The sequence below is a fragment of the Sphingomonas sp. URJC2 genome (assembly GCF_059803575.1).
Map to the genome: position 1 here is coordinate 1 of NZ_JAPFGX010000050.1, position 19,763 is coordinate 19,763.

14 protein-coding genes and 1 pseudogene are annotated in these 19,763 nt (G+C 68.0%); 7 read left to right on the plus strand and 8 right to left on the minus strand.

What is annotated here, in order from left to right:
• The first annotated feature begins 184 nt into the window (after nucleotides 1-184).
• Nucleotides 185-1,069, plus strand: a complete 885-nt coding sequence (locus OPU66_RS13530) for a tyrosine recombinase XerC (protein WP_498554190.1) — start codon at nucleotides 185-187, stop codon at nucleotides 1,067-1,069.
• Here the strand turns inward: OPU66_RS13530 and OPU66_RS13535 are convergent.
• The 4 genes from OPU66_RS13535 to rsmI form a co-directional block, all read right to left on the minus strand.
• Nucleotides 1,032-1,685: a DedA family protein gene (locus OPU66_RS13535; RefSeq protein ID WP_498554191.1), complete on the minus strand. Its 654-nt coding sequence runs from the start codon at nucleotides 1,683-1,685 to the stop codon at nucleotides 1,032-1,034. The genes OPU66_RS13530 and OPU66_RS13535 overlap by 38 nt on opposite strands.
• Nucleotides 1,682-2,629 carry a glutathione synthase gene (gene gshB / locus OPU66_RS13540; protein ID WP_498554192.1) on the minus strand — a complete coding sequence of 316 codons (948 nt, stop codon included), beginning with the start codon at nucleotides 2,627-2,629 and terminating at the stop codon, nucleotides 1,682-1,684. The genes OPU66_RS13535 and gshB overlap by 4 nt, the downstream gene beginning before the upstream one ends.
• 304 nt (nucleotides 2,630-2,933) lie before the next feature.
• Nucleotides 2,934-3,287 (minus strand): YraN family protein, encoded by a 354-nt coding sequence (locus OPU66_RS13545; RefSeq protein WP_498554193.1) that lies wholly within the window; start codon nucleotides 3,285-3,287, stop codon nucleotides 2,934-2,936.
• The gene (gene rsmI / locus OPU66_RS13550) at nucleotides 3,284-4,117 is read right to left on the minus strand and encodes a 16S rRNA (cytidine(1402)-2'-O)-methyltransferase (RefSeq protein WP_498554194.1); all 834 of its coding nucleotides are present in this window, start codon (nucleotides 4,115-4,117) and stop codon (nucleotides 3,284-3,286) included. Before rsmI ends, OPU66_RS13545 begins: the two co-directional genes overlap by 4 nt.
• Before the next feature lie 95 nt (nucleotides 4,118-4,212).
• On the opposite strand from rsmI, the gene OPU66_RS13555 reads away from it, so the two are divergent.
• On the plus strand, nucleotides 4,213-5,370 hold the full coding sequence (locus tag OPU66_RS13555; RefSeq protein ID WP_498554195.1) for a penicillin-binding protein activator: 1,158 nt from the start codon (nucleotides 4,213-4,215) through the stop codon (nucleotides 5,368-5,370).
• Nucleotides 5,371-5,388: 18 nt separating this feature from the next.
• On the opposite strand, the gene OPU66_RS13560 is transcribed toward OPU66_RS13555, so the two are convergent.
• Nucleotides 5,389-6,639: a NupC/NupG family nucleoside CNT transporter gene (locus OPU66_RS13560; RefSeq protein WP_498554196.1), complete on the minus strand. Its 1,251-nt coding sequence runs from the start codon at nucleotides 6,637-6,639 to the stop codon at nucleotides 5,389-5,391.
• 119 nt (nucleotides 6,640-6,758) lie between these two features.
• Between OPU66_RS13560 and hslV the strand changes: the two genes are divergently transcribed.
• From hslV to rpoC, 4 genes are all read left to right on the plus strand, one after another.
• Nucleotides 6,759-7,322 carry an ATP-dependent protease subunit HslV gene (hslV, locus tag OPU66_RS13565; RefSeq protein ID WP_498554197.1) on the plus strand — a complete coding sequence of 188 codons (564 nt, stop codon included), beginning with the start codon at nucleotides 6,759-6,761 and terminating at the stop codon, nucleotides 7,320-7,322.
• A 57-nt stretch (nucleotides 7,323-7,379) separates the two neighbouring features.
• Nucleotides 7,380-8,681, plus strand: coding sequence for an ATP-dependent protease ATPase subunit HslU (hslU, locus tag OPU66_RS13570; protein WP_498554198.1), 1,302 nt, complete (start codon nucleotides 7,380-7,382; stop codon nucleotides 8,679-8,681).
• Between the two features lie 227 nt (nucleotides 8,682-8,908).
• Nucleotides 8,909-13,069, plus strand: a complete 4,161-nt coding sequence (gene rpoB / locus OPU66_RS13575) for a DNA-directed RNA polymerase subunit beta (RefSeq protein ID WP_498554199.1) — start codon at nucleotides 8,909-8,911, stop codon at nucleotides 13,067-13,069.
• Nucleotides 13,070-13,172: 103 nt separating this feature from the next.
• Nucleotides 13,173-17,441, plus strand: coding sequence for a DNA-directed RNA polymerase subunit beta' (gene rpoC / locus OPU66_RS13580; protein WP_498554201.1), 4,269 nt, complete (start codon nucleotides 13,173-13,175; stop codon nucleotides 17,439-17,441).
• Nucleotides 17,442-17,613: 172 nt separating this feature from the next.
• Here rpoC and OPU66_RS13585 read toward each other — a convergent pair whose 3' ends face one another.
• Nucleotides 17,614-17,889, minus strand: a complete 276-nt coding sequence (locus OPU66_RS13585; protein ID WP_498554202.1) for a hypothetical protein — start codon at nucleotides 17,887-17,889, stop codon at nucleotides 17,614-17,616.
• Nucleotides 17,890-18,015: 126 nt separating this feature from the next.
• Here OPU66_RS13585 and OPU66_RS13590 point away from each other — a divergent pair, with 126 nt between their 5' ends.
• Nucleotides 18,016-18,576: a response regulator gene (locus OPU66_RS13590; RefSeq protein WP_498554204.1), complete on the plus strand. Its 561-nt coding sequence runs from the start codon at nucleotides 18,016-18,018 to the stop codon at nucleotides 18,574-18,576.
• Here the strand turns inward: OPU66_RS13590 and OPU66_RS13595 are convergent.
• Both OPU66_RS13595 and OPU66_RS13600 read right to left on the minus strand, forming a co-directional pair.
• Nucleotides 18,551-19,507, minus strand: a complete 957-nt coding sequence (locus OPU66_RS13595; protein WP_498554203.1) for a zinc transporter ZntB — start codon at nucleotides 19,505-19,507, stop codon at nucleotides 18,551-18,553. The two genes, OPU66_RS13590 and OPU66_RS13595, sit on opposite strands and share 26 nt — an antisense overlap.
• A pseudogene (locus tag OPU66_RS13600) lies at nucleotides 19,504-19,763 on the minus strand (siroheme synthase); the annotation flags it as partial. The pseudogene OPU66_RS13600 and the gene OPU66_RS13595, both read right to left, overlap by 4 nt.

The window sequence follows — 19,763 nt, forward strand, 5'->3', positions numbered from 1 at the left end:
CCCCACCCGGCCTCCCATAGCGTAACCTGCCGTTGGGAGGCCGGGTGGGGGTGCGGGCCGGTGCCGCCCGTGCGGCGCGAGCCGCACCACAGATAACCCGCCCCCGCGCCGAGAGGCGCGGCACAAACAACCTCCCCGCCCTCGGGACTTGCGCGGCTTGGCCCGCACCCCCAGGCTGTGCGGGATGACCGACGCGCACCCCCTTGCCGCTGCCTTCGCCGCGCATCTGCGGCGCGACCGGCGCCGGTCGGTGCATACGGTGCGCGCCTATCTGGCGACGGCCGAGCGGCTGCTCGATTTTCTTGCCCGGCATCTGGGCGGCCCGGTCGGCCGCGCCGAACTCGCGGCGCTGACGCCCGCCGATCTGCGCGCCTTTCTGGCGCTGCGGCGCGGCGACGGGATCGGCAATGCCTCGGCGGCGCGCGAATTGTCGGCGGTGCGCGGCTTTCTTGTGCATCTCGGGATCGACCCGCCCCGGCTGCGCGGCCCGCGCGTGCGCCCCGGCGTCCCCCGGCCGGTGTCGCCCGACGAGGCGGTGGCGCTGGCCGGCGACGTGGCCGAGGCGCGCGGGGGCTGGACCGGCGCGCGCGATCTGGCCGTGCTGCTGCTGCTCTACGGGGCCGGGCTGCGGATCGGCGAGGCGCTGGGGCTGACCGGGGCGGTGCTGCCGCTGGGCGCGACCATCGCCGTCACCGGCAAGCGCGGCAAGACGCGGATCGTGCCGCTGATCGCGCCGGTGCGCGCGGCGGTCGACGCCTATCTGGCCGTCTGTCCCCATCCGCCGGGGCGTGATCTGCCGCTGTTCCGGGGCGCGCGCGGCGGCCCGCTTGAGCCGTCACAGCTCAGGCGCGCGGTGCGCGCGGCGCGGGCGCGGCTGGGGCTGGGCGAGCGCACGACGCCGCATGCGCTCAGGCATAGCTTTGCCACCCATCTGCTCGGGCGCGGCGTCGATCTGCGCGCGCTTCAGGAGCTGCTCGGCCATCAGAGCCTCAGTTCGACGCAGATCTACACCGCCGTCGATGCGGCGCACCTTATGGACGTGTATCGGAACGCGCATCCGCGGGCGTGACGGGGGGCGGCGCGGCCGGGTGCCGCCGCCGCCATGTCGCCTGCCGCCAGACATAGGTGAGCACGACCAGCGCGATCACCGCGGTCGACAGCGGGCCGATCACCTGTTCGATCTGGCCGAAACGGCGGCCGAGCAGATAGCCGGCGATTGCCAGCCCCGCGCTCCACGCGGCCGTGCCGATGGTCGACCAGATCAGGAAGCTGCGCAGCCGCATGTTGAGCAGCCCGGCGGGCACCGACACGATCGACCGGATCGTCGGCATCATCCGCCCGACCCCGACCAGCCAGCCGCCGAACCGCCCGAACAGCGCCTCGGCCCGTTCGACATCGCCCCAGTCCATCGTCAGCCAGCGGCCATGCCGCTCGATCAGCGGGCGGAACCGCGCCAGACCGATCACGCGCGCGGCCGCATACCAGAAGAAATTGCCCAGCATCGCTCCGGCCGTGCCCGCCGCGATCACGCCCGGCAGGTTCATCGGCCCCTGCGCCGCGCGCAGCCCGGCGATCGGCATGATCACTTCCGACGGTATCGGCGGGAACACGGTTTCAAGGAACATCAGCAGCGCGACGCCCAGATAGCCGCCCCGGTCGATCAGTTCGAACACCCAGTCGCTCATTTGAGCTTGCCCTCGATCGCATCCCAGATGCGCGCGGCGGTGTCGGTGCCGTTGAACCGGTCGATGGCGACGATGCCGGTGGGCGAGGTGACGTTGATCTCGGTCAGCCATTCGCCGCCGATCACGTCGATGCCGACGAACAGCAGCCCGCGCCGCTTCAGCTCGGGGCCGAGCGCGGCGCAGATTTCGCGTTCGCGCGGCGTCAGCTCGGTCTTGGCCGCCTTGCCGCCCACGGCCAGGTTCGACCGGATCTCGCCTTCGCCCGGCAGGCGGTTGACCGCGCCCGCCACCTCGCCATCGACGAGCACGATGCGCTTGTCGCCATCGGCCACGCCGGGCAGGAACGCCTGCACGACATGCGGCTCGCGCCAGGCGGCGTTGAACACCTCGATCAGCGACGACAGGTTCGCGCCATCGGCACCGATGCGGAAGATCGCCTTGCCGCCATTGCCGTGCAGCGGCTTCACCACCACCTCGCCGTGGCGGGCGAGAAACGCCTTGGCCTCGGCAACGCTGCGCGTGACCAGCGTGGGCGGCATGAACTGCGCATAATCGAGCACCCAGACTTTTTCGGGCGCGTTGCGCACCTGCACCGGGTCGTTCACCACCAGCGTCCGGTCGGCGATGCGTTCGAGCAGATGGGTGGCGGTGATATAGCCAAGGTCGAACGGCGGATCCTGCCGCATCAGCACGACATCGGCCTCGGCCCCCAGATCGAGCCGCACCGGATCGCCAAAGCTGAAATGATTGCCGGCGACGCGCTGCACGGTCACCGGATGCGCGCTGGCCCAGACGCGCCCGGCCTCATAGCTCAGATCCTCGGGCGCATAATGGAACAGCCGGTGCCCGCGCGCCTGCGCCGACAGCATCAGGGCGAAGGTCGAATCGCCTGCAATGTTGATCGAATCGAGCGGGTCCATCTGGACGGCGACCGCAAGCGACATGTCGGCAAACTCCGTTGACTGGCGCGCGCTGTAGGGCGGCGCGGGGAGCCTGTCACGTCAGCGGGTGTTGTTTGTCGGGAAGAATGGCACTGGGTGTTTTTGTTCGGGAAGAACGGCACCGGGTGTTTTTGATTGCGAAGAACGGCACCGGCCCGCACCCCCACCCGGCCTCCCACAGTGTATCCTGCCGATGGGAGGCCGGGTGGGGGTGCGGGCTGGTGCTGCCCGTGCGGCGTGAGCCGCACCACAAACAACCCGGCGCCACCCCCACGCCGCAAGGCGCGGCACAAACAACCTCCCACCCTCACCCGATCCAGGCATTCTCGATATGGCGTGGCAGGCGGCGCGGGGCGATCAGCAGCACGTCGATCCGCACCGCATCGTCGGCGCGGGCATAGCGCGGCAGCAAATATTCGGCCGCCGCCGCCACGCGGGCGAGGCGGCGTTCGTCGATCGCATGGTCGAGCGCGGCGTCGGTCGCCCGGGTCTTCACCTCGACAAAGGCGACCAGCCGCCCGCGCCGCGCCACCAGATCGACCTCGCCCACCGGGGTGCGCACCCGCCGGTCGAGGATCTGCCACCCCTTCAGCCGCAGATACCAGGCTGCCCGCTCTTCCCCGGCGCGTCCCCGCGCCTCGGCGGCGTGGCGGCGGCTCATGGCTTCAGCGCCAGCGCCCGGGCGTAAAGCGCCTTGCGGTCAAGGCCGAAGCGCCGCGCGACCTCGCCCGCCGCCTTGGCCGCCGGCAGCCGCGCCAGCGCCTCGGCCAGCGCGGCGTCGGCATCATCGGCGCTGGGCGGGGCGGCGGCCCCGGGGGGTGCGACGATGATCACCAGCTCGCCCTTGGGCGGCTGTTCGGCATAGCGGGCGGCAAGCTGGTCGAGCGTGCCGGTCACGCATTCCTCGAACCTTTTGCTGATTTCGCGCGCCACCGCCGCCTCGCGGTCGCCCAGCCCCTCGCCAAGCGCCGCCAGCGTCGCTGACAGGCGTGGTCCGGATTCATACAGGATCAGCGTCGCGCGCACCGACGCCACCTCGGCAATCGCATCGGCGCGCGCCTTGGCCTTGGCGGGCAGGAAGCCGAGGAAGAAGAACCGGTCGGTCGGCAGCCCGGCAAGGGTCAGGGCGGCGATGGCCGCGCAGGGGCCGGGAATGGTGGTGACCGCGATGCCCGCCGCGCGCGCATCGCGCACCAGCTTGTAGCCGGGATCGGAAATCAGCGGCGTCCCGGCATCCGACACCAGCGCCACCGCCGCCCCGGCCATGCGCGCGATCAGATCGGGCCGGACGCGGTCGGCATTGTGGTCGTGATAGGCAAGCATCGGCCGCTTCGCCCCGATATGGTGGAGCAGCTTGGCCGTCACCCGGCTGTCCTCGACCGCCAGCAGATCGGCGCGGGCAAGAATGTCGGCGGCGCGCGGCGACAGATCGGAAAGATTGCCGATCGGCGTGGCGACGATGTAGAGGCCGGGTTCGAGGGAGTTGGACATTGGGGAACGTCATGGCAGAGGCAGCGCCCGCGCGGCAACCTGGGATTGGCCGGGCCGGGAAGGGCGATGGCGCGTCCGCGGCACGCGGTGGGCGCATGCTGGCGGGGCGGCTCACGCCCGTCATCGGCCTGTTCGCGCTTGCCGCCTGCCAGACGATGGTGCCCAAGCGTCAGGCACCGACGCCTGCGCCCGGCCCTGCCCAGACCGACACCGGCCCGGCGGCCGAAGAGCTGCCGACCGATCAGAACCGCCACCGCATCGCGCTGCTGGTGCCGCTGACCGGCACCAATGCCGCGGTCGGTCAGTCGATCGCCAATGCCGCCAATCTTGCCGTGCTCGATACCGGCGGCAAGCGCATCCGCATGACCGTCTATGACACCGCGACCGGCCCGGCCGGGGCCGCCGAACGCGCGATTGCCGATGGTGCGAAGGTCATTCTGGGGCCGCTGCTTGCCGATGATGCGCGGCTGATCGCCCCGGTCGCGGCGAAGGCGCGGGTGCCGCTGGTCAGCTTTTCCAACGATGCCGCGATTGCCGGCGGCGGCACCTTCGTCATGGGCTATTCCCCGGCCCAGTCGATCGACCGGGTCGTGCGGTTCGCGCGGGCGCGCGGTGCGACCCGCTTTGCCGGGCTGACGCCGACCGGGGTTTATGGCGACCGCGCAGGGACCGCGTTTCTGCGCGCGGTCGAAAGCGCGGGCGGGCAGGTGGTGTCGCTGCAAAGCTTCGACCGCAGCCGGGGCGGGCTGGCGGCGGCGGTGACCCGGCTTGGCCGGGGCAGCGCCTATGATGCTGTGCTGATCGCCGATGGCGGGCGCATCGCCGTGCAGGCCGCGCCGCTGATCCGCAAGGCCGGGGCCACCGAGGCCCGGCTGCTCGGCACCGAGCTGTGGAATGCCGAAACCGGGCTGACCGCGATGACGCCGCTCGCCGGCGCATGGTTCGCCAGCGTGTCCGACGGGCTGTATGCGCAGCTCGCCGCCAAATACCGCGCCCGGTATCAGACCGCGCCCTACCGGATCGCGTCGATGGGCTATGATGCCGTGCTGCTCGTCACCCGCATCGCGCAGGACTGGCGCGTCGGCCAGCCTTTCCCGGTCGCGCGGCTGACCGACCAGGGCGGCTTTGCCGGCATCGATGGCGCGTTCCGCTTCGGCCGCGACGGGGTCGCCGAACGCGCGCTCGAGGTGCAGGAGGTCGGCCCCGGCACGCTCGTCACCGTGTCGCCGGCCCCGGCGCGCTTCGGCGACTGACGGCCGGGCGCCGCCGGATCAGGGCAGCAGGATCCCGGCCAGCGCCGCCGACATCAGATTGGCGAGCGTGCCGGCAATCACCGCGCGCACGCCAAGCTTGGCAATCAGCGGCCGCTGATTGGGCGCAAGGCTGCCGGTCGCGGCCATCTGGATGGCGATCGAGCTGAAGTTCGCAAAGCCGCACAGCACGAAGGTGATGATCGCGCGGCTGCGGTCGCTGAACGCGGTCGCCTGCCCCAGATCGATGAACGCCACGAACTCGTTGAGCACGATCTTGGTGCCGAGCAGCCCGCCCGCCGCCTGCGCTTCGGACCAGGGGATGTTGATCAGCACCATCAGCGGCGCGAACAACAGGCCGAGCACGCCCTGAAAGCTCAGCCCCGGATAGCCGAACCAGCCGCCAATCCCGCCCAATATGCCATTGGCCAGCGCGACCAGCGCAACAAAGGCCAGCACCATCGCGCCGACCGCGACCGCGATGCGCACCCCGGTCTGCGCGCCCATGGCGGCGGCCATGATGATGTTCGCGGCCTCTTCCTCTTCCTCATGCGCCTCGACCGCGGCGATCACCTCGTCTTCCACGGCGACCGGATCGGCGGGGCCGCGTTCGTCGGGCATCACGATCTTGGCCATCAGCAGCCCGCCGGGGGCGGCCATGAACGATGCCGCCAGCAGATAGGGCAGCGATTCCGGCCCCAGAAAGCTGGCATAGGCGGCAAGGATCGTGCCCGCGACGCCCGCCATGCCGACCGACATGACGGCAAATAGCTGCGACGGGGTGAGGGCGGCGAGATAGGGGCGGATCACCAGCGGCGATTCCGACTGGCCGACAAAGATGTTGGCGGCCGCGCACAGCGATTCGACCTTGGACACGCCGGTCACGCGCTCGATCGCCCCGCCGACCCAGCGGATGACGAACGGCATCACCCGCAGGTGATAGAGCACCGCGATCAGCGCGGCGAAGAAGATGATCACCGGCAGGCCGGAAATCGCAAAGGCGGTGCCGAACTTCGGATCGCTCGCCAGATTGCCGAACAGCAGCCGGGTGCCGTCGCTGGCATAGCCGAGCAGGTTGGACACGCCGCGCGACAGCGCCTCGATCACCGCCCGCCCGGCGGGGACATAGAGGACAAGCACCGCGATCCCGGCCTGAAGCGCGAAGGCGGACCCGACGACGCGCGGGCGGATCGCGCGCCGGTTTGCAGACAATAGCACCGCCAGGCCGAGAATGACGATGATCCCGGCCAGGCCGATCAGCAGACGAGACATTGGCTGGAACAGCCCCCCAAAGACACGAAACGGCCCTTCTTGCGGGCAAATGCCGGCAAAGGCGAGTCCGCAAATCGGCAGCCGTTGCAGAACCGCGCCGCTGCCCCATATCGCCGGGCATGGAAGCACAGCAACAAAACGGACCTGTCTGGCACGGCACGACCATCCTGAGCGTGCGCCGGGGCGGCCGGGTGGTGGTGATCGGCGACGGTCAGGTGTCGATGGGCCAGACGGTGATGAAGCCCAATGCCCGCAAGGTCAGGCGGCTGCACGACGGATCGGTGATCGGTGGTTTTGCCGGCGCGACCGCCGACGCGTTCACCTTGTTCGAGCGGCTGGAGCGCAAGCTGGAGACGCATCACGGCCAGCTGCTGCGCGCCGCGGTCGAGCTGGCCAAGGACTGGCGGACCGACAAATATCTGCGCAATCTGGAAGCGCTGATGATCGTCGCCGACAAGGATGTGACGCTGATCCTGACCGGCAATGGCGATGTGCTCGAACCGGTGGGCGGGATCGCGGCGATCGGATCGGGCGGTCAATATGCGCTCGCCGCCGCGCGCGCGCTGGCCGATTACGAACCCGATGCCGAAGCGCTCGCCCGCCGCGCCATGGCGGTGGCGGCGGACATCTGCGTCTACACCAACGACCAGCTGACCGTCGAAAGCCTCGCCAGCGCGGCCTGACCCGGCGTCACTTTTCCAATCCCATCATTTGCGGCCGCCCGGCGGCCAGGACGGACCATGCAGGACAAGCTTACCCCCAAGGCGATTGTCGGCGCGCTCGACGCGCACATCATCGGCCAGGCCGAGGCCAAGCGCGCGGTCGCGGTTGCGCTGCGCAACCGCTGGCGGCGGCAGCAGCTCGGCCCCGAGCTGCGCGACGAGGTGACGCCCAAGAACATTCTGATGATCGGGCCGACCGGCTGCGGCAAGACCGAGATCAGCCGCCGCCTCGCCCGGCTGGCCGATGCCCCGTTCGTCAAGGTGGAGGCGACCAAGTTCACCGAGGTCGGCTATGTCGGCCGCGACGTCGAACAGATTGCGCGCGATCTGGTCGAAGAGGCGATCCGGCTGGAAAAGGAGCGCCGCCGCCTTGCCGTCAAGGACAAGGCCGAAGCCGCGGCGATGGCGCGGCTGCTCGACGCGCTGACCGGCAAGGATGCGAGCGAGGCGACGCGCAGCGCCTTTCGCCAGCGCTTCGAGGACGGGCATCTCGACGACAAGGAGATCGAGATCGAACTGGCGCACCAGCCGCAAATGCCGCTCGACGTGCCGGGCATGGGCGGGCAGATGGGGATGATCAACCTGTCCGACCTGATGTCGCGCGCGATGGGCGGCGGCCAGCTCAAGCGCCGCAAGCTCGGCGTCCGCGCAGCGTGGGACAAATTGATCGAGGAAGAGGCCGACCGCCGCCTCGACCAGGACGAGCTGAACCGCGCCGCGATCGCCGATGCCGAGGCGAACGGCATCGTGTTCATCGACGAGATCGACAAGATCGCTGTGTCCGATGTGCGCGGCGGATCGGTGAGCCGCGAAGGCGTGCAGCGCGACCTGCTGCCGCTGATCGAGGGAACGACGGTCGCGACCAAATATGGGCCGATGAAGACCGACCATATCCTGTTCATCGCCTCGGGCGCGTTTCATGTCGCCAAGCCCAGCGACCTGCTGCCCGAGCTGCAAGGCCGGCTGCCGATCCGCGTCGAGCTGAAAGGGCTGAGCGAGGCCGATTTCGTCGCCATCCTGTCGGACACCAAGGCGTCGCTGCCCGCCCAGTATAAGGCGCTGCTGGCGACCGAAGGGGTGGCGATCGACTTCACCGCCGACGGCATCGCCGCGATCGCGCGCATCGCCGCCGAGGTGAATGGCCAGGTCGAGAATATCGGCGCGCGGCGGCTGCAGACGGTGATGGAAAGGCTGCTCGAAACCCTGAGCTTCGAGGCCGAGGATCGCGGCGGCGAGACGGTGCTGATCGACGCGGCCTATGTCGAGGCGCAGCTGGCCGGCATCGCCCGCGACACCGATCTGTCGCGTTATATCCTGTGATACATTGAGCAGGCGCGGGGGGCGGCGGCTGGACAGCGCCGTCCCGCCATTCTATACGACCGAGCTCTGCCCGCCCTTTCGGGACATGGCACGCCTGAGCGCAGCGTGCCGGACGAATGGAAAGAGCGGGCTGCCTGACGCTTGAAGCTGCCACCCCGGTTGCGGGGTGCGCGGCTTTTCGTGTCGGCTGCGCGTTCGCATTCTAACGGCGAGGCAAGCACTTACCCATGGCAAGCAAGGCAGTTCCGGCTTCGGCTGGCGGCGCGACCAAGCGCATCCGCAAGGTTTTCGGCAACATCCACGAAGTGGTGCAGATGCCGAACCTGATCGAGGTGCAGCGCGAAAGCTATGAGCAGTTCCTGCGCTCCGATCCGGCGACCGGCTATGTGTCGGGGCTGGAAAAGACGCTGCGCAGCGTGTTCCCGATCCGCGACTTTGCCGGCACCGCCGAGCTGGACTTCGTCCATTACGAGCTGGAAGCGCCGAAATACGACACCGACGAATGCCGCCAGCGCGGCATCACCTATGCTGCGCCGATGCGCGTGACGCTGCGCCTGATCGTGTTCGAGGTCGATCCCGATACCGAATCGCGCTCCGTGCTCGATATCAAGGAGCAGGACGTTTACATGGGCGACATGCCGCTGATGACGGAGAACGGCACGTTCATCGTCAACGGCACCGAGCGCGTGATCGTCAGCCAGATGCACCGTTCGCCGGGCGTGCTGTTCGACCATGATCGCGGCAAGACCCATGCTTCGGGCAAATATCTGTTCGCCGCGCGCGTCATTCCCTATCGCGGCTCGTGGCTCGATTTCGAGTTCGATGCCAAGGACATCGTCAACGTCCGCATCGACCGCAAGCGCAAGCTGCCGGTCACCAGCCTGCTCTATGCGCTGGGCCTGAACGGCGAGCAGATCCTTAACCATTTCTACTCGACCGTCACCTGGGTGCGCGGCGAGGGCGGCTGGAAGGTGCCCTTCGTCGCCGAGGCGTGGCGCGGGCAGAAGCCGGCGTTCGACGTCGTCAACGGCGACACCGGCGAGATCGTCTTCGCCGCCGGCCAGAAGATCACGCCGCGCGCCGCCAACAAGGCGGCCAAGGACGGGCTGGCGATGCTGCTGATCCCGACCGAGGAAATCTTCGGCCGCTATTCGGCGCTCGACCTGATCAACGAGACGACCGGCGAGATCTATATCGAGGCGGGCGACGAGGTGTCGCCCGAAAATCTCGACAAGCTCGACCGCGCCGGGCTCGACCGGGTCGAACTGCTCGACATCGATCATGTCAACACCGGCCCGTGGATCCGCAACACGCTCAAGGCCGACAAGGCCGAGGAGCGCGACCAGGCGCTGTCCGACATCTACCGCGTCATGCGCCCCGGCGAGCCGCCGACGCGCGAGACCGCCGAGGCGCTGTTCGCCGGCCTGTTCTTCGATCCCGAGCGCTATGACCTGTCGGCCGTCGGCCGCGTGAAGCTCAACATGCGTCTCGAGCTCGACTGCCCGGATACGGTGACGACGCTGCGCACCGAGGATATCCTCGCGGTCGTCAAGACGCTCGTCGACCTGAAGGACGGCAAGGGCGAAATCGACGACATCGACAATCTCGGCAACCGCCGCGTGCGTTCGGTGGGCGAGCTGCTGGAAAACCAGTATCGCGTCGGCCTGCTGCGCATGGAGCGTGCGGTCAAGGAACGCATGTCGTCGGTCGATGTGTCGACGGTGATGCCGAACGACCTGATCAACGCCAAGCCCGCGGTCGCCGCGGTGCGCGAGTTCTTCGGTTCGTCGCAGCTGTCGCAGTTCATGGACCAGACCAACCCGCTGTCGGAAGTGACGCACAAGCGCCGCGTGTCCGCCCTCGGGCCGGGCGGTCTCACCCGCGAGCGCGCGGGCTTCGAGGTCCGCGACGTCCATCCGACCCATTATGGCCGCATCTGCCCGATCGAAACGCCGGAAGGCCCGAACATCGGCCTGATCAACTCGCTGGCGAGCTTCAGCCGGGTCAACAAATATGGCTTCATCGAAACGCCCTATCGCCGCGTGCTCGACGGCAAGGTGTCGGACGAGGTCGTCTATCTGTCGGCGATGGAAGAGGCCAAGCACACCATCGCGCAGGCCAATGCCGAGCTGGATGCCGAAGGCCGCTTTGTCGAGGAGCTGATCTCCGCCCGTCAGGCCGGCGAGTTCCTGATGGCGACGCCCGACATCATCACGCTGATGGACGTCAGCCCCAAGCAGCTGGTGTCGGTCGCCGCGTCGCTGATTCCGTTCCTGGAAAATGACGACGCCAACCGCGCGCTGATGGGCTCGAACATGCAGCGCCAGGCGGTGCCGCTTGTTCGCGCCGAAGCGCCGTTCGTCGGCACCGGCATGGAAGAAACCGTCGCCCGCGATTCGGGCGCGGCCATCGCCGCCAAGCGGTCGGGCATCGTCGATCAGGTCGATGCGACCCGCATCGTCGTGCGCGCGACCGGGGAGGTCGAGGCCGGCAAGTCGGGCGTCGACATCTACACGCTGATGAAGTTCCAGCGGTCGAACCAGAACACCTGCATCAACCAGCGTCCGCTGGTGAAGGTGGGCGATGTGGTGAGCGCCGGCGACATCATCGCCGACGGCCCGTCGACCGAGTTCGGCGAGCTGGCGCTTGGCCGCAACGCGCTCGTCGCGTTCATGCCGTGGAACGGCTATAACTATGAAGACTCGATCCTGATCTCCGAACGGATCGTGAAGGACGACGTCTTCACCTCGATCCATATCGAAGAGTTCGAGGTGATGGCCCGCGACACCAAGCTCGGGCCGGAAGACATCACCCGCGATATCCCGAATGTCGGCGAGGAAGCGCTGCGCAACCTCGACGAGGCGGGCATCGTCTATATCGGTGCCGAGGTCGAGCCGGGCGACATTCTGGTCGGCAAGATCACGCCCAAGGGCGAGAGCCCGATGACGCCGGAGGAAAAGCTGCTCCGCGCCATCTTCGGTGAAAAGGCGTCGGACGTGCGCGACACGTCGCTGCGCCTGCCGCCGGGCGTTGCCGGCACCGTTGTCGAGGTGCGGGTGTTCAACCGCCACGGCATCGACAAGGACGAGCGCGCGATGGCGATCGAGCGCGAGGAGATCGAGCGGCTGAAGAAGGACGCCGACGACGAGCGCGGCATCCTCAACCGCGCGACCTGGTCGCGCCTGCGCGACATGCTGATCGGCCAGACCGCGACCGCCGCACCCAAGGGCGTGAAGAAGGGGGTCGAGATCGACGCCGAGCTGCTCGAGCAGGTCGAACGCCATGAATGGTGGAAGTTCGCGGTTGCCGACGACCGGGTCCAGGCCGATCTCGAAGCGGTCAAGGCCCAGTATGACGAGGCCGCCAAGCTGATCCAGGACAAATTCGAGGATCGGCGCGAGAAGCTGGAGCGGGGCGACGAGCTGCCGCCGGGCGTGCTCAAGATGGTCAAGGTGTTCGTCGCGGTGAAGCGCAAGCTGCAGCCGGGCGACAAGATGGCCGGCCGTCACGGCAACAAGGGCGTCATCTCGCGCATCCTGCCGATTGAGGACATGCCGTTCCTCGAAGACGGCACGCATGTCGACATCGTGCTCAACCCGCTGGGCGTGCCGAGCCGCATGAATGTCGGCCAGATCTTCGAGACGCATCTGGGCTGGGCCGCGCGCGGCCTTGGCAAGCAGATCGCCGAGGCGCTGGAAACCTGGCGCGAGGCCAATCCCAAGGGTCAGGTCGTCGCTCCGCCCGATGCGGTGCGCGAGCGGATGAAGCTGGTTTACGGCGAGAATTACGTCGCCGAAATCGGTGCCCGGTCGGACGAGGAAATCGTCGAAATGGCGCAGCTGCTCAAGGGCGGCGTGCCGATGGCGACCCCGGTGTTCGACGGTGCGCGCGAAGCCGATGTGTCGGACATGCTGGCGCTTGCCGGCTACAACACCTCGGGCCAGTCGACCCTGTATGACGGCCGCACTGGCGAGGCGTTCGACCGCAAGGTGACGGTGGGCTATATTTACATGCTCAAGCTGCACCATCTGGTCGACGACAAGATCCATGCGCGCTCGATCGGGCCGTACTCGCTCGTCACCCAGCAGCCGCTGGGCGGCAAGGCGCAGTTCGGCGGCCAGCGTTTCGGGGAAATGGAGGTCTGGGCGCTCCAGGCTTATGGCGCCGCCTACACGCTGCAGGAAATGCTGACGGTGAAGTCGGACGACGTGGTCGGCCGCACCAAGGTCTATGAGGCGATCGTCAAGGGCGACGATACGTTCGAGGCCGGCATCCCCGAGAGCTTCAACGTGCTCGTCAAGGAAATGCGCTCGCTCGGCCTCAATGTCGAACTCGCGTCCATGTCGGATTCCGACCAGGACGAGGATTTCGCCAAGGCCGCCGAATAAGCGGGGACAGAGCGGGGCGGCCCGGCCGCCCCGCCCCATGCCCGCAACGATTTGCCCATATTGAGCCCCTGCCGCGCCGCCGGCAGGGGGACCGGAGCAAAAAATGAACGAGATGACCGCTTTCGCCAATCCGCTGACCAAGCCGGAGACGTTCGACCAGATCCAGATCGGCATCGCCTCGCCCGAGCGCATCCGCAGCTGGTCGTTCGGCGAGATCAAGAAGCCCGAGACGATCAACTACCGGACGTTCAAGCCCGAACGCGACGGCCTGTTCTGCGCCCGCATCTTCGGTCCGATCAAGGACTATGAGTGCCTGTGCGGCAAGTACAAGCGCATGAAGTACAAGGGCATTGTCTGCGAAAAGTGCGGCGTGGAAGTGACCGTGTCCAAGGTCCGCCGCGAGCGCATGGGCCATATCGAACTGGCCGCGCCGGTTGCCCATATCTGGTTCCTGAAGTCGCTGCCGAGCCGCATCGGCCTGCTGCTCGACATGCAGCTCAAGCAGCTGGAGCGCATCCTCTATTTCGAAGCCTATGTGGTGATCGAGCCGGGCCTGACCCCGCTTGAGCGCTATCAGCTGCTGACCGAGGACGAGCTGCTCGCCGCGCAGGACGAATATGGCGAGGACGCCTTCTCCGCCGGCATCGGCGCGGAAGCGGTGCGCATCATGCTCGAAAGCCTCGACCTTGAGGGCGAGCGCGAGCAGCTGCTCAAGGAGCTGGCCGAGACCAAGTCGGAGCTGAAGCCCAAGAAGATCATCAAGCGGCTGAAGGTCGTCGAAAGCTTCATCGATTCGGGCAACCGTCCGGAATGGATGATCCTGAACGTCGTGCCCGTCATCCCGCCCGAACTGCGCCCGCTGGTGCCGCTCGACGGCGGCCGGTTCGCGACGTCGGACCTGAATGACCTGTATCGCCGCGTCATCAACCGCAACAACCGTCTGAAGCGGCTGATGGAGCTGCGCGCGCCCGACATCATCGTGCGCAACGAAAAGCGCATGCTGCAGGAAGCGGTCGATGCGCTGTTCGACAATGGCCGGCGCGGCCGCACCATCACCGGCGCCAACAAGCGTCCGCTCAAGTCGCTGTCCGACATGCTCAAGGGCAAGCAGGGCCGCTTCCGTCAGAACCTGCTCGGCAAGCGCGTCGACTATTCGGGCCGTTCGGTCATCGTGACCGGCCCGGAACTCAAGCTGCACCAGTGCGGCCTGCCCAAGAAGATGGCGCTCGAGCTGTTCAAGCCGTTCATCTATGCCCGCCTCGACGCCAAGGGTCTGTCGATGACCCTCAAACAGGCGAAGAAGTGGGTCGAGAAGGAGCGCAAGGAAGTCTGGGACATTCTGGACGAGGTGATCCGCGAGCATCCGGTGCTGCTCAACCGCGCGCCGACGCTCCACCGCCTCGGCATCCAGGCGTTCGAGCCGGTGCTGATCGAGGGCAAGGCGATCCAGCTCCACCCGCTGGTCTGCTCTGCGTTCAACGCCGACTTTGACGGCGACCAGATGGCCGTGCACGTGCCGCTGAGCCTCGAGGCGCAGCTGGAAGCGCGCGTCCTGATGATGTCGACCAACAACATCCTGTCGCCCGCCAACGGCAAGCCGATCATCGTGCCGTCGCAGGACATGGTGCTGGGGCTCTATTATCTGTCGATGGAGCGCGAGGGCGAGCCGGGCGAAGGCATGCTGATGTCCGGCATGGCCGAAGTGCATCAGGCGCTCGATGCCGGTGCGGTGACGCTGCACAGCAAGATCATCAGCCGCGTGCCCCAGACCGACGAGCAGGGCAACAGCTACATGAAGCGCGTCGAGACGACGCCGGGCCGCATGCTGCTCGGCGAGACGCTGCCCAAGAGCCACAAGGTGCCGTTCGAAACCGTCAACCGCCTGCTGACCAAGAAGGAGATCGGCGACGTCATCGACATCGTCTATCGCCACACCGGCCAGAAGGAGACGGTGCTGTTCGCCGATGCGATCATGGCGCTGGGCTTCCGCCACGCGTTCAAGGCCGGCATCTCGTTCGGCAAGGACGACATGATCATTCCGTCCGCCAAGGAGCAGCTGGTCGAAGAGACCCGCGCGCTGGTGAAGGATTATGAGCAGCAATATCAGGACGGCCTGATCACCCAGCAGGAAAAGTACAACAAGGTGATCGACGCCTGGTCGCGCTGCGGCGATCAGGTCGCCAACGCGATGATGGACGAGATCAAGGCGACGCCGAAGCAGGCCGATGGCCGGCTGGCGCCGATCAACTCGATCTACATGATGGCCCATTCGGGCGCCCGCGGTTCGCAGGCGCAGATGAAGCAGCTGGCCGGCATGCGCGGCCTGATGGCCAAGCCGTCGGGCGAGATCATCGAAACGCCGATCATCTCGAACTTCAAGGAAGGCCTGACCGTCCTTGAATATTTCAACTCGACCCATGGCGCCCGCAAGGGTCTGGCCGACACCGCGCTCAAGACCGCGAACTCGGGCTATCTGACCCGCCGTCTCGTCGATGTCAGCCAGGACTGCGTCGTCATCGAAGAGGATTGCGGCACCGAGCGCGCGCTCGAGATGAAGGCGATCATCCAGGGCGGCGCGACCATCGCGTCGCTGGGCGAGCGCGTTCTGGGCCGCACCACGGCCGAGGACATTGTCGATCCCAAGACCGGCGACGTGATCGTGGAATCGGGCGTGCTGCTCGATGAGCCGATGGTTGCGCGGATCGAGGAGATCGGCATCCAGTCGGTCCGCATCCGTTCGCCGCTGATCTGCGAATCCAAGCAGGGCGTGTGCGCCAAATGCTATGGCCGCGATCTGGCGCGCGGGACGCCGGTCAATATCGGTGAGGCGGTCGGCGTGATCGCCGCCCAGTCGATCGGCGAGCCGGGCACCCAGCTGACGATGCGCACCTTCCACATCGGCGGCGCGGCGCAGCTCAACGAGCAGTCGAACCTCGATGCGGTCAGCGACGGCCGGCTGGAATATCGCGACCTGCCGACCATCGTCGACAGCCGCGGCCGCACCATCGCGCTGGCCCGCAACGGCGAAATCGCGATCATCGACGCCGATGGCCGCGAGCGTGCCGTGCACCGCATCCCCTATGGCGCCAATCTGATCGCCAAGGACGGCCAGGAGCTGAAGAAGGGCGAGCGGATCGCGGAATGGGATCCCTTCACCATGCCGGTCATCACCGAAAAGGCCGGGATCGTGAAGTTCCAGGACCTGATCGACGGCAAGACGCTCACCGAACAGGCCGACGAAGCGACCGGGATCACCCAGCGCGTCGTCACCGAAAATCGCGGCGCGTCCAAGTCGAAGGAAGATCTGCGTCCGCGCATCACCCTGCTCGACGAAGGCTCGGGCGAGGCGGCACGCTATATGCTGTCGCCGGGCGCCATGCTGTCGGTCGATGACGGCCAGACCGTGCAGGCCGGCGACGTGCTCGCCCGCGTGTCGCGCGAAGCCGCCAAGACCCGCGACATCACCGGGGGTCTGCCGCGCGTCGCCGAGCTGTTCGAAGCGCGCAAGCCCAAGGAAAATGCGATCATCGCCAAGGTCTCGGGCCGTGTCGTATTCGGCAAGGATTACAAGGCCAAGCGCAAGATCGGCATCCAGCCGGATGATGGCGGCGAAGTCGTCGAATATCTGGTGCCGAAGTCGAAGGTGATCGACGTCCAGGAAGGCGATTACGTCAAGCGCGGCGACAATCTGATCGCCGGCTCGCCCGACCCGCACGACATTCTGGAAGTGCTGGGCATCGAGCCGCTGGCCGAATATCTCGTCTCGGAAATCCAGGAAGTCTACCGACTTCAGGGCGTGAAGATCAACGACAAGCACATCGAGACGATCGTTCGTCAGATGCTGCAGAAGGTCGAGATCACCGAGGCGGGCGACACCACGCTGCTGCCGGGCGAACAGGTCGACCGCGAGGAAATGGACGAGCTCAACGCCAAGCTTCTCCCGGGCCAGCGCCCGGCGGAAGGCAAGCCGGTGCTGCTCGGCATCACCAAGGCCTCGCTCCAGACCCGCAGCTTCATCTCGGCCGCGTCGTTCCAGGAAACGACCCGGGTGCTGACCGAGGCAGCGGTGCAGGGCAAGACCGACACGCTGATCGGCCTGAAGGAGAATGTGATCGTCGGCCGGCTGATCCCGGCGGGCACCGGGGCGGGCATGAACCGCCTGCGGGTGGCCGCGTCCAGCCGCGACGCCGCGCTCCGCGCCGCGCAGCGCAACTGGCAGGCCGCTCTGGTCGCGCCGCACAATGCGGCCGAAGAGCATGCGGCCGAGCTGACCCGTCCGGTCCAGGACGACAGCGGCGATGATCCGCTGGGCGAAGTCGTGGTGTCGGGTGACGGCAGCGACGCCGCCGCCGGCGATTATCTGAACGATTGAGCCGGGCACGGCACAGGGGCATGCGACGCGTGCCCCTGACCGGCCTGATCGACATGAACGGCCGTCCCCTCAGCGAGGGGGCGGCCGTTTCGCTTTGATGTCGGGGGGCTGGGATGCCCGGGGCGGGCGCAAAACACGCCGCCGGGCGTGTCCGCCCGGCTCGAAAATGCTTTTAGCCGAGCAGGCTCATCAGCGCGCCACCCGCCGGCACGATGATGCCGAGGCCGAGCAGCAGGTCGAAGGCGCGGGCCGGGCGCACGCGCCGGCTGCGCGTGACCAGCAGCAGGTCGAGCGCCGCCAGCACGAGGATCGCGGTGCCGCCCGCACAGCCAAGCGCCAGCGCCGCGACGAACGGCCAGTAAAAGGGCGACTGGAGCAGCGCATAAACGGGCCACAGGATGAGCGCCGCGCCCACGCCGATGCCGGCGGCAAGCGTGGCGAGCCGCATCGGGCGGGAAGCGGGAGAGGCCATCGCCCATGCATGCGCATGCCGGCCGGGCGACGCAAGCCCCGCCGCCGCCTCCGGCCCGGCTGGTTTCCCGATCCTTAACCATCCTTGTGTAGGGCGGCCGTGATGGATCTGTTCAGCCCCGAAGCTGCGGTCGACCGCATCGCGCCCGACACGCCCAGCCTGCTGGTCGTCGATGACAGCCGCACCGTCTTGCAGCTGATGGGCAAGCGGCTGACCCGCATGGGCTACCGCGTGTCGCTGAGCGAAACCGGGCTGGAGGCGCTCGACCTGATGCAGGCACGGCGGTTCGATCTGGTGCTGCTCGCCATGGATCTGCCCGGCCTGTCGGGGCTGGCGACGCTGCGCGAGATCCGCGCCGGATCGGCGACGGCGACGACGCCGGTGATGCTGATGACCGGGCGGAGCGACAATGGCGCGGCGCTCGACGCCGTGGCGGCGGGCGCGGATGACTGGATCGTCAAGCCATTTGCCTTTGAGGTGCTGGGGGCGCGCATCGCCCGTACGCTTGAGCGGGCGCGGACGATCGCGGCACTGCGTCGGGCCAATGAAGCGCTCGACGCGCGGATCGTGCAGCGCGCGATCGAGCTGGGCGAGGTGCGTGCGGAGCTTGCCGCGGTGCGCGCCGAGTTGCTGCGGCTCAGCGCAGCCAGCGCGAGCGCATGAACCAGGCGAAGGTGCCGGCCGCCAGCGCCGCGCACACGCCGACCACGCCCCAGAATGCCCAGCGTTCGTGCGCAAAGGGGATGCCGTCGACATTCATGCCCAGCAGGCCGGTCAGAAAGGTCAGCGGCAGGAAGATCAGCGCGACGATCGAGATCCACAGCGAGCGCGTGTCGAGCAATTCGGCCCTGAGGTCGGTAATCTGTTCGGACGTCAGCGCGGCCCGCTCGCGGATGCTTTCCAGCTCCTCGGCCATGCGCGCGAACCGGTCGGCCGATTCGCGCAGGTGCAGCCGGTCGTCATTTTCCAGCCACGCACAGTCGAGCGCCGCCAGCCGTTCCAGCGCCTGACGCTGGGGCGCGACGAAGCGGCGATATTCGATCGCCTCGGCGCGGACGCGGGCAATGTCGCGGCGCAGCGCAAAGGCCCGGCGCGCGTCGAGCATCAGCTCGCAATCGTCGAGCATGTCGCCAAGCGCTGCGATGTGCGGATCGAGATCGTCGGTGATCGCATCGGCCAGCATGGCGACGAAATCGCCCGGATCGCGGACCAGACCGCCCAGCATCGCCGTGCGCATCCGGTCCAGCCCGTCAATGTGATGGCGCGTGACCGACACGATCCGGCCGCGCTCGGTCCACACGCGGATCGACACCAGCGCATCGGCGTCGGTCGTCCGTTCGGGCGCAAGCGTGCGCAGGTTGATGAGCGCACCATCGCCAATGCCGTCGCAGCGCGGCCGCGTCTCGACCGCGGTCAGCGCGCCGACGACCAGATCGGGCAGGCCGAGCCCGTCGCCAAGCTGGCTGCGCGTGGCCTCGCTGATGCCGTGCAGGTGCAGCCAGGCGAGCTGCGCCCCGTCGAGCCGGGCGATGCCGTCCTCAAGCGCCAGCTGCTCCGCGCCTTCGGCCCCGACGATGATCGCGAACGAGCTCACTTATCCTCCCCCGGTTCGTGCATCGCCAGATCGAGCGACAGGCCCGGCCCCGGATCGGCGGGGGCGGCGGCACAGGCGATGCGCGCGGCATCGGCGCGGGCGCGGTCGAGGATCGCCGCCGGCACATCCGGCCGGTGATAGACGCGGTCGGCCCCGCCCAGCAGCCGCGCGGTGCGCAGCGTCAGCGCGGCCCGCTCGCGGATGCTTTCCAGCTCCTCGGCCATGCGCGCGAACCGGTCGGCCGATTCGCGCAGGT

Bases quoted from the DNA above. Each gene is read 5' to 3' on its own strand.
- OPU66_RS13530 (WP_498554190.1), top strand. From the start codon at position 185: ATGACCGACGCGCACCCCCTTGCCGCTGCCTTCGCCGCGCATCTGCGG.
- OPU66_RS13535 (WP_498554191.1), bottom strand. From the start codon at position 1,685: ATGAGCGACTGGGTGTTCGAACTGATCGACCGGGGCGGCTATCTGGGC.
- gshB (WP_498554192.1), bottom strand. From the start codon at position 2,629: ATGTCGCTTGCGGTCGCCGTCCAGATGGACCCGCTCGATTCGATCAAC.
- OPU66_RS13545 (WP_498554193.1), bottom strand. From the start codon at position 3,287: ATGAGCCGCCGCCACGCCGCCGAGGCGCGGGGACGCGCCGGGGAAGAG.
- rsmI (WP_498554194.1), bottom strand. From the start codon at position 4,117: ATGTCCAACTCCCTCGAACCCGGCCTCTACATCGTCGCCACGCCGATC.
- OPU66_RS13555 (WP_498554195.1), top strand. From the start codon at position 4,213: ATGCTGGCGGGGCGGCTCACGCCCGTCATCGGCCTGTTCGCGCTTGCC.
- OPU66_RS13560 (WP_498554196.1), bottom strand. From the start codon at position 6,639: ATGTCTCGTCTGCTGATCGGCCTGGCCGGGATCATCGTCATTCTCGGC.
- hslV (WP_498554197.1), top strand. From the start codon at position 6,759: ATGGAAGCACAGCAACAAAACGGACCTGTCTGGCACGGCACGACCATC.
- hslU (WP_498554198.1), top strand. From the start codon at position 7,380: ATGCAGGACAAGCTTACCCCCAAGGCGATTGTCGGCGCGCTCGACGCG.
- rpoB (WP_498554199.1), top strand. From the start codon at position 8,909: ATGGCAAGCAAGGCAGTTCCGGCTTCGGCTGGCGGCGCGACCAAGCGC.
- rpoC (WP_498554201.1), top strand. From the start codon at position 13,173: ATGAACGAGATGACCGCTTTCGCCAATCCGCTGACCAAGCCGGAGACG.
- OPU66_RS13585 (WP_498554202.1), bottom strand. From the start codon at position 17,889: ATGCGGCTCGCCACGCTTGCCGCCGGCATCGGCGTGGGCGCGGCGCTC.
- OPU66_RS13590 (WP_498554204.1), top strand. From the start codon at position 18,016: ATGGATCTGTTCAGCCCCGAAGCTGCGGTCGACCGCATCGCGCCCGAC.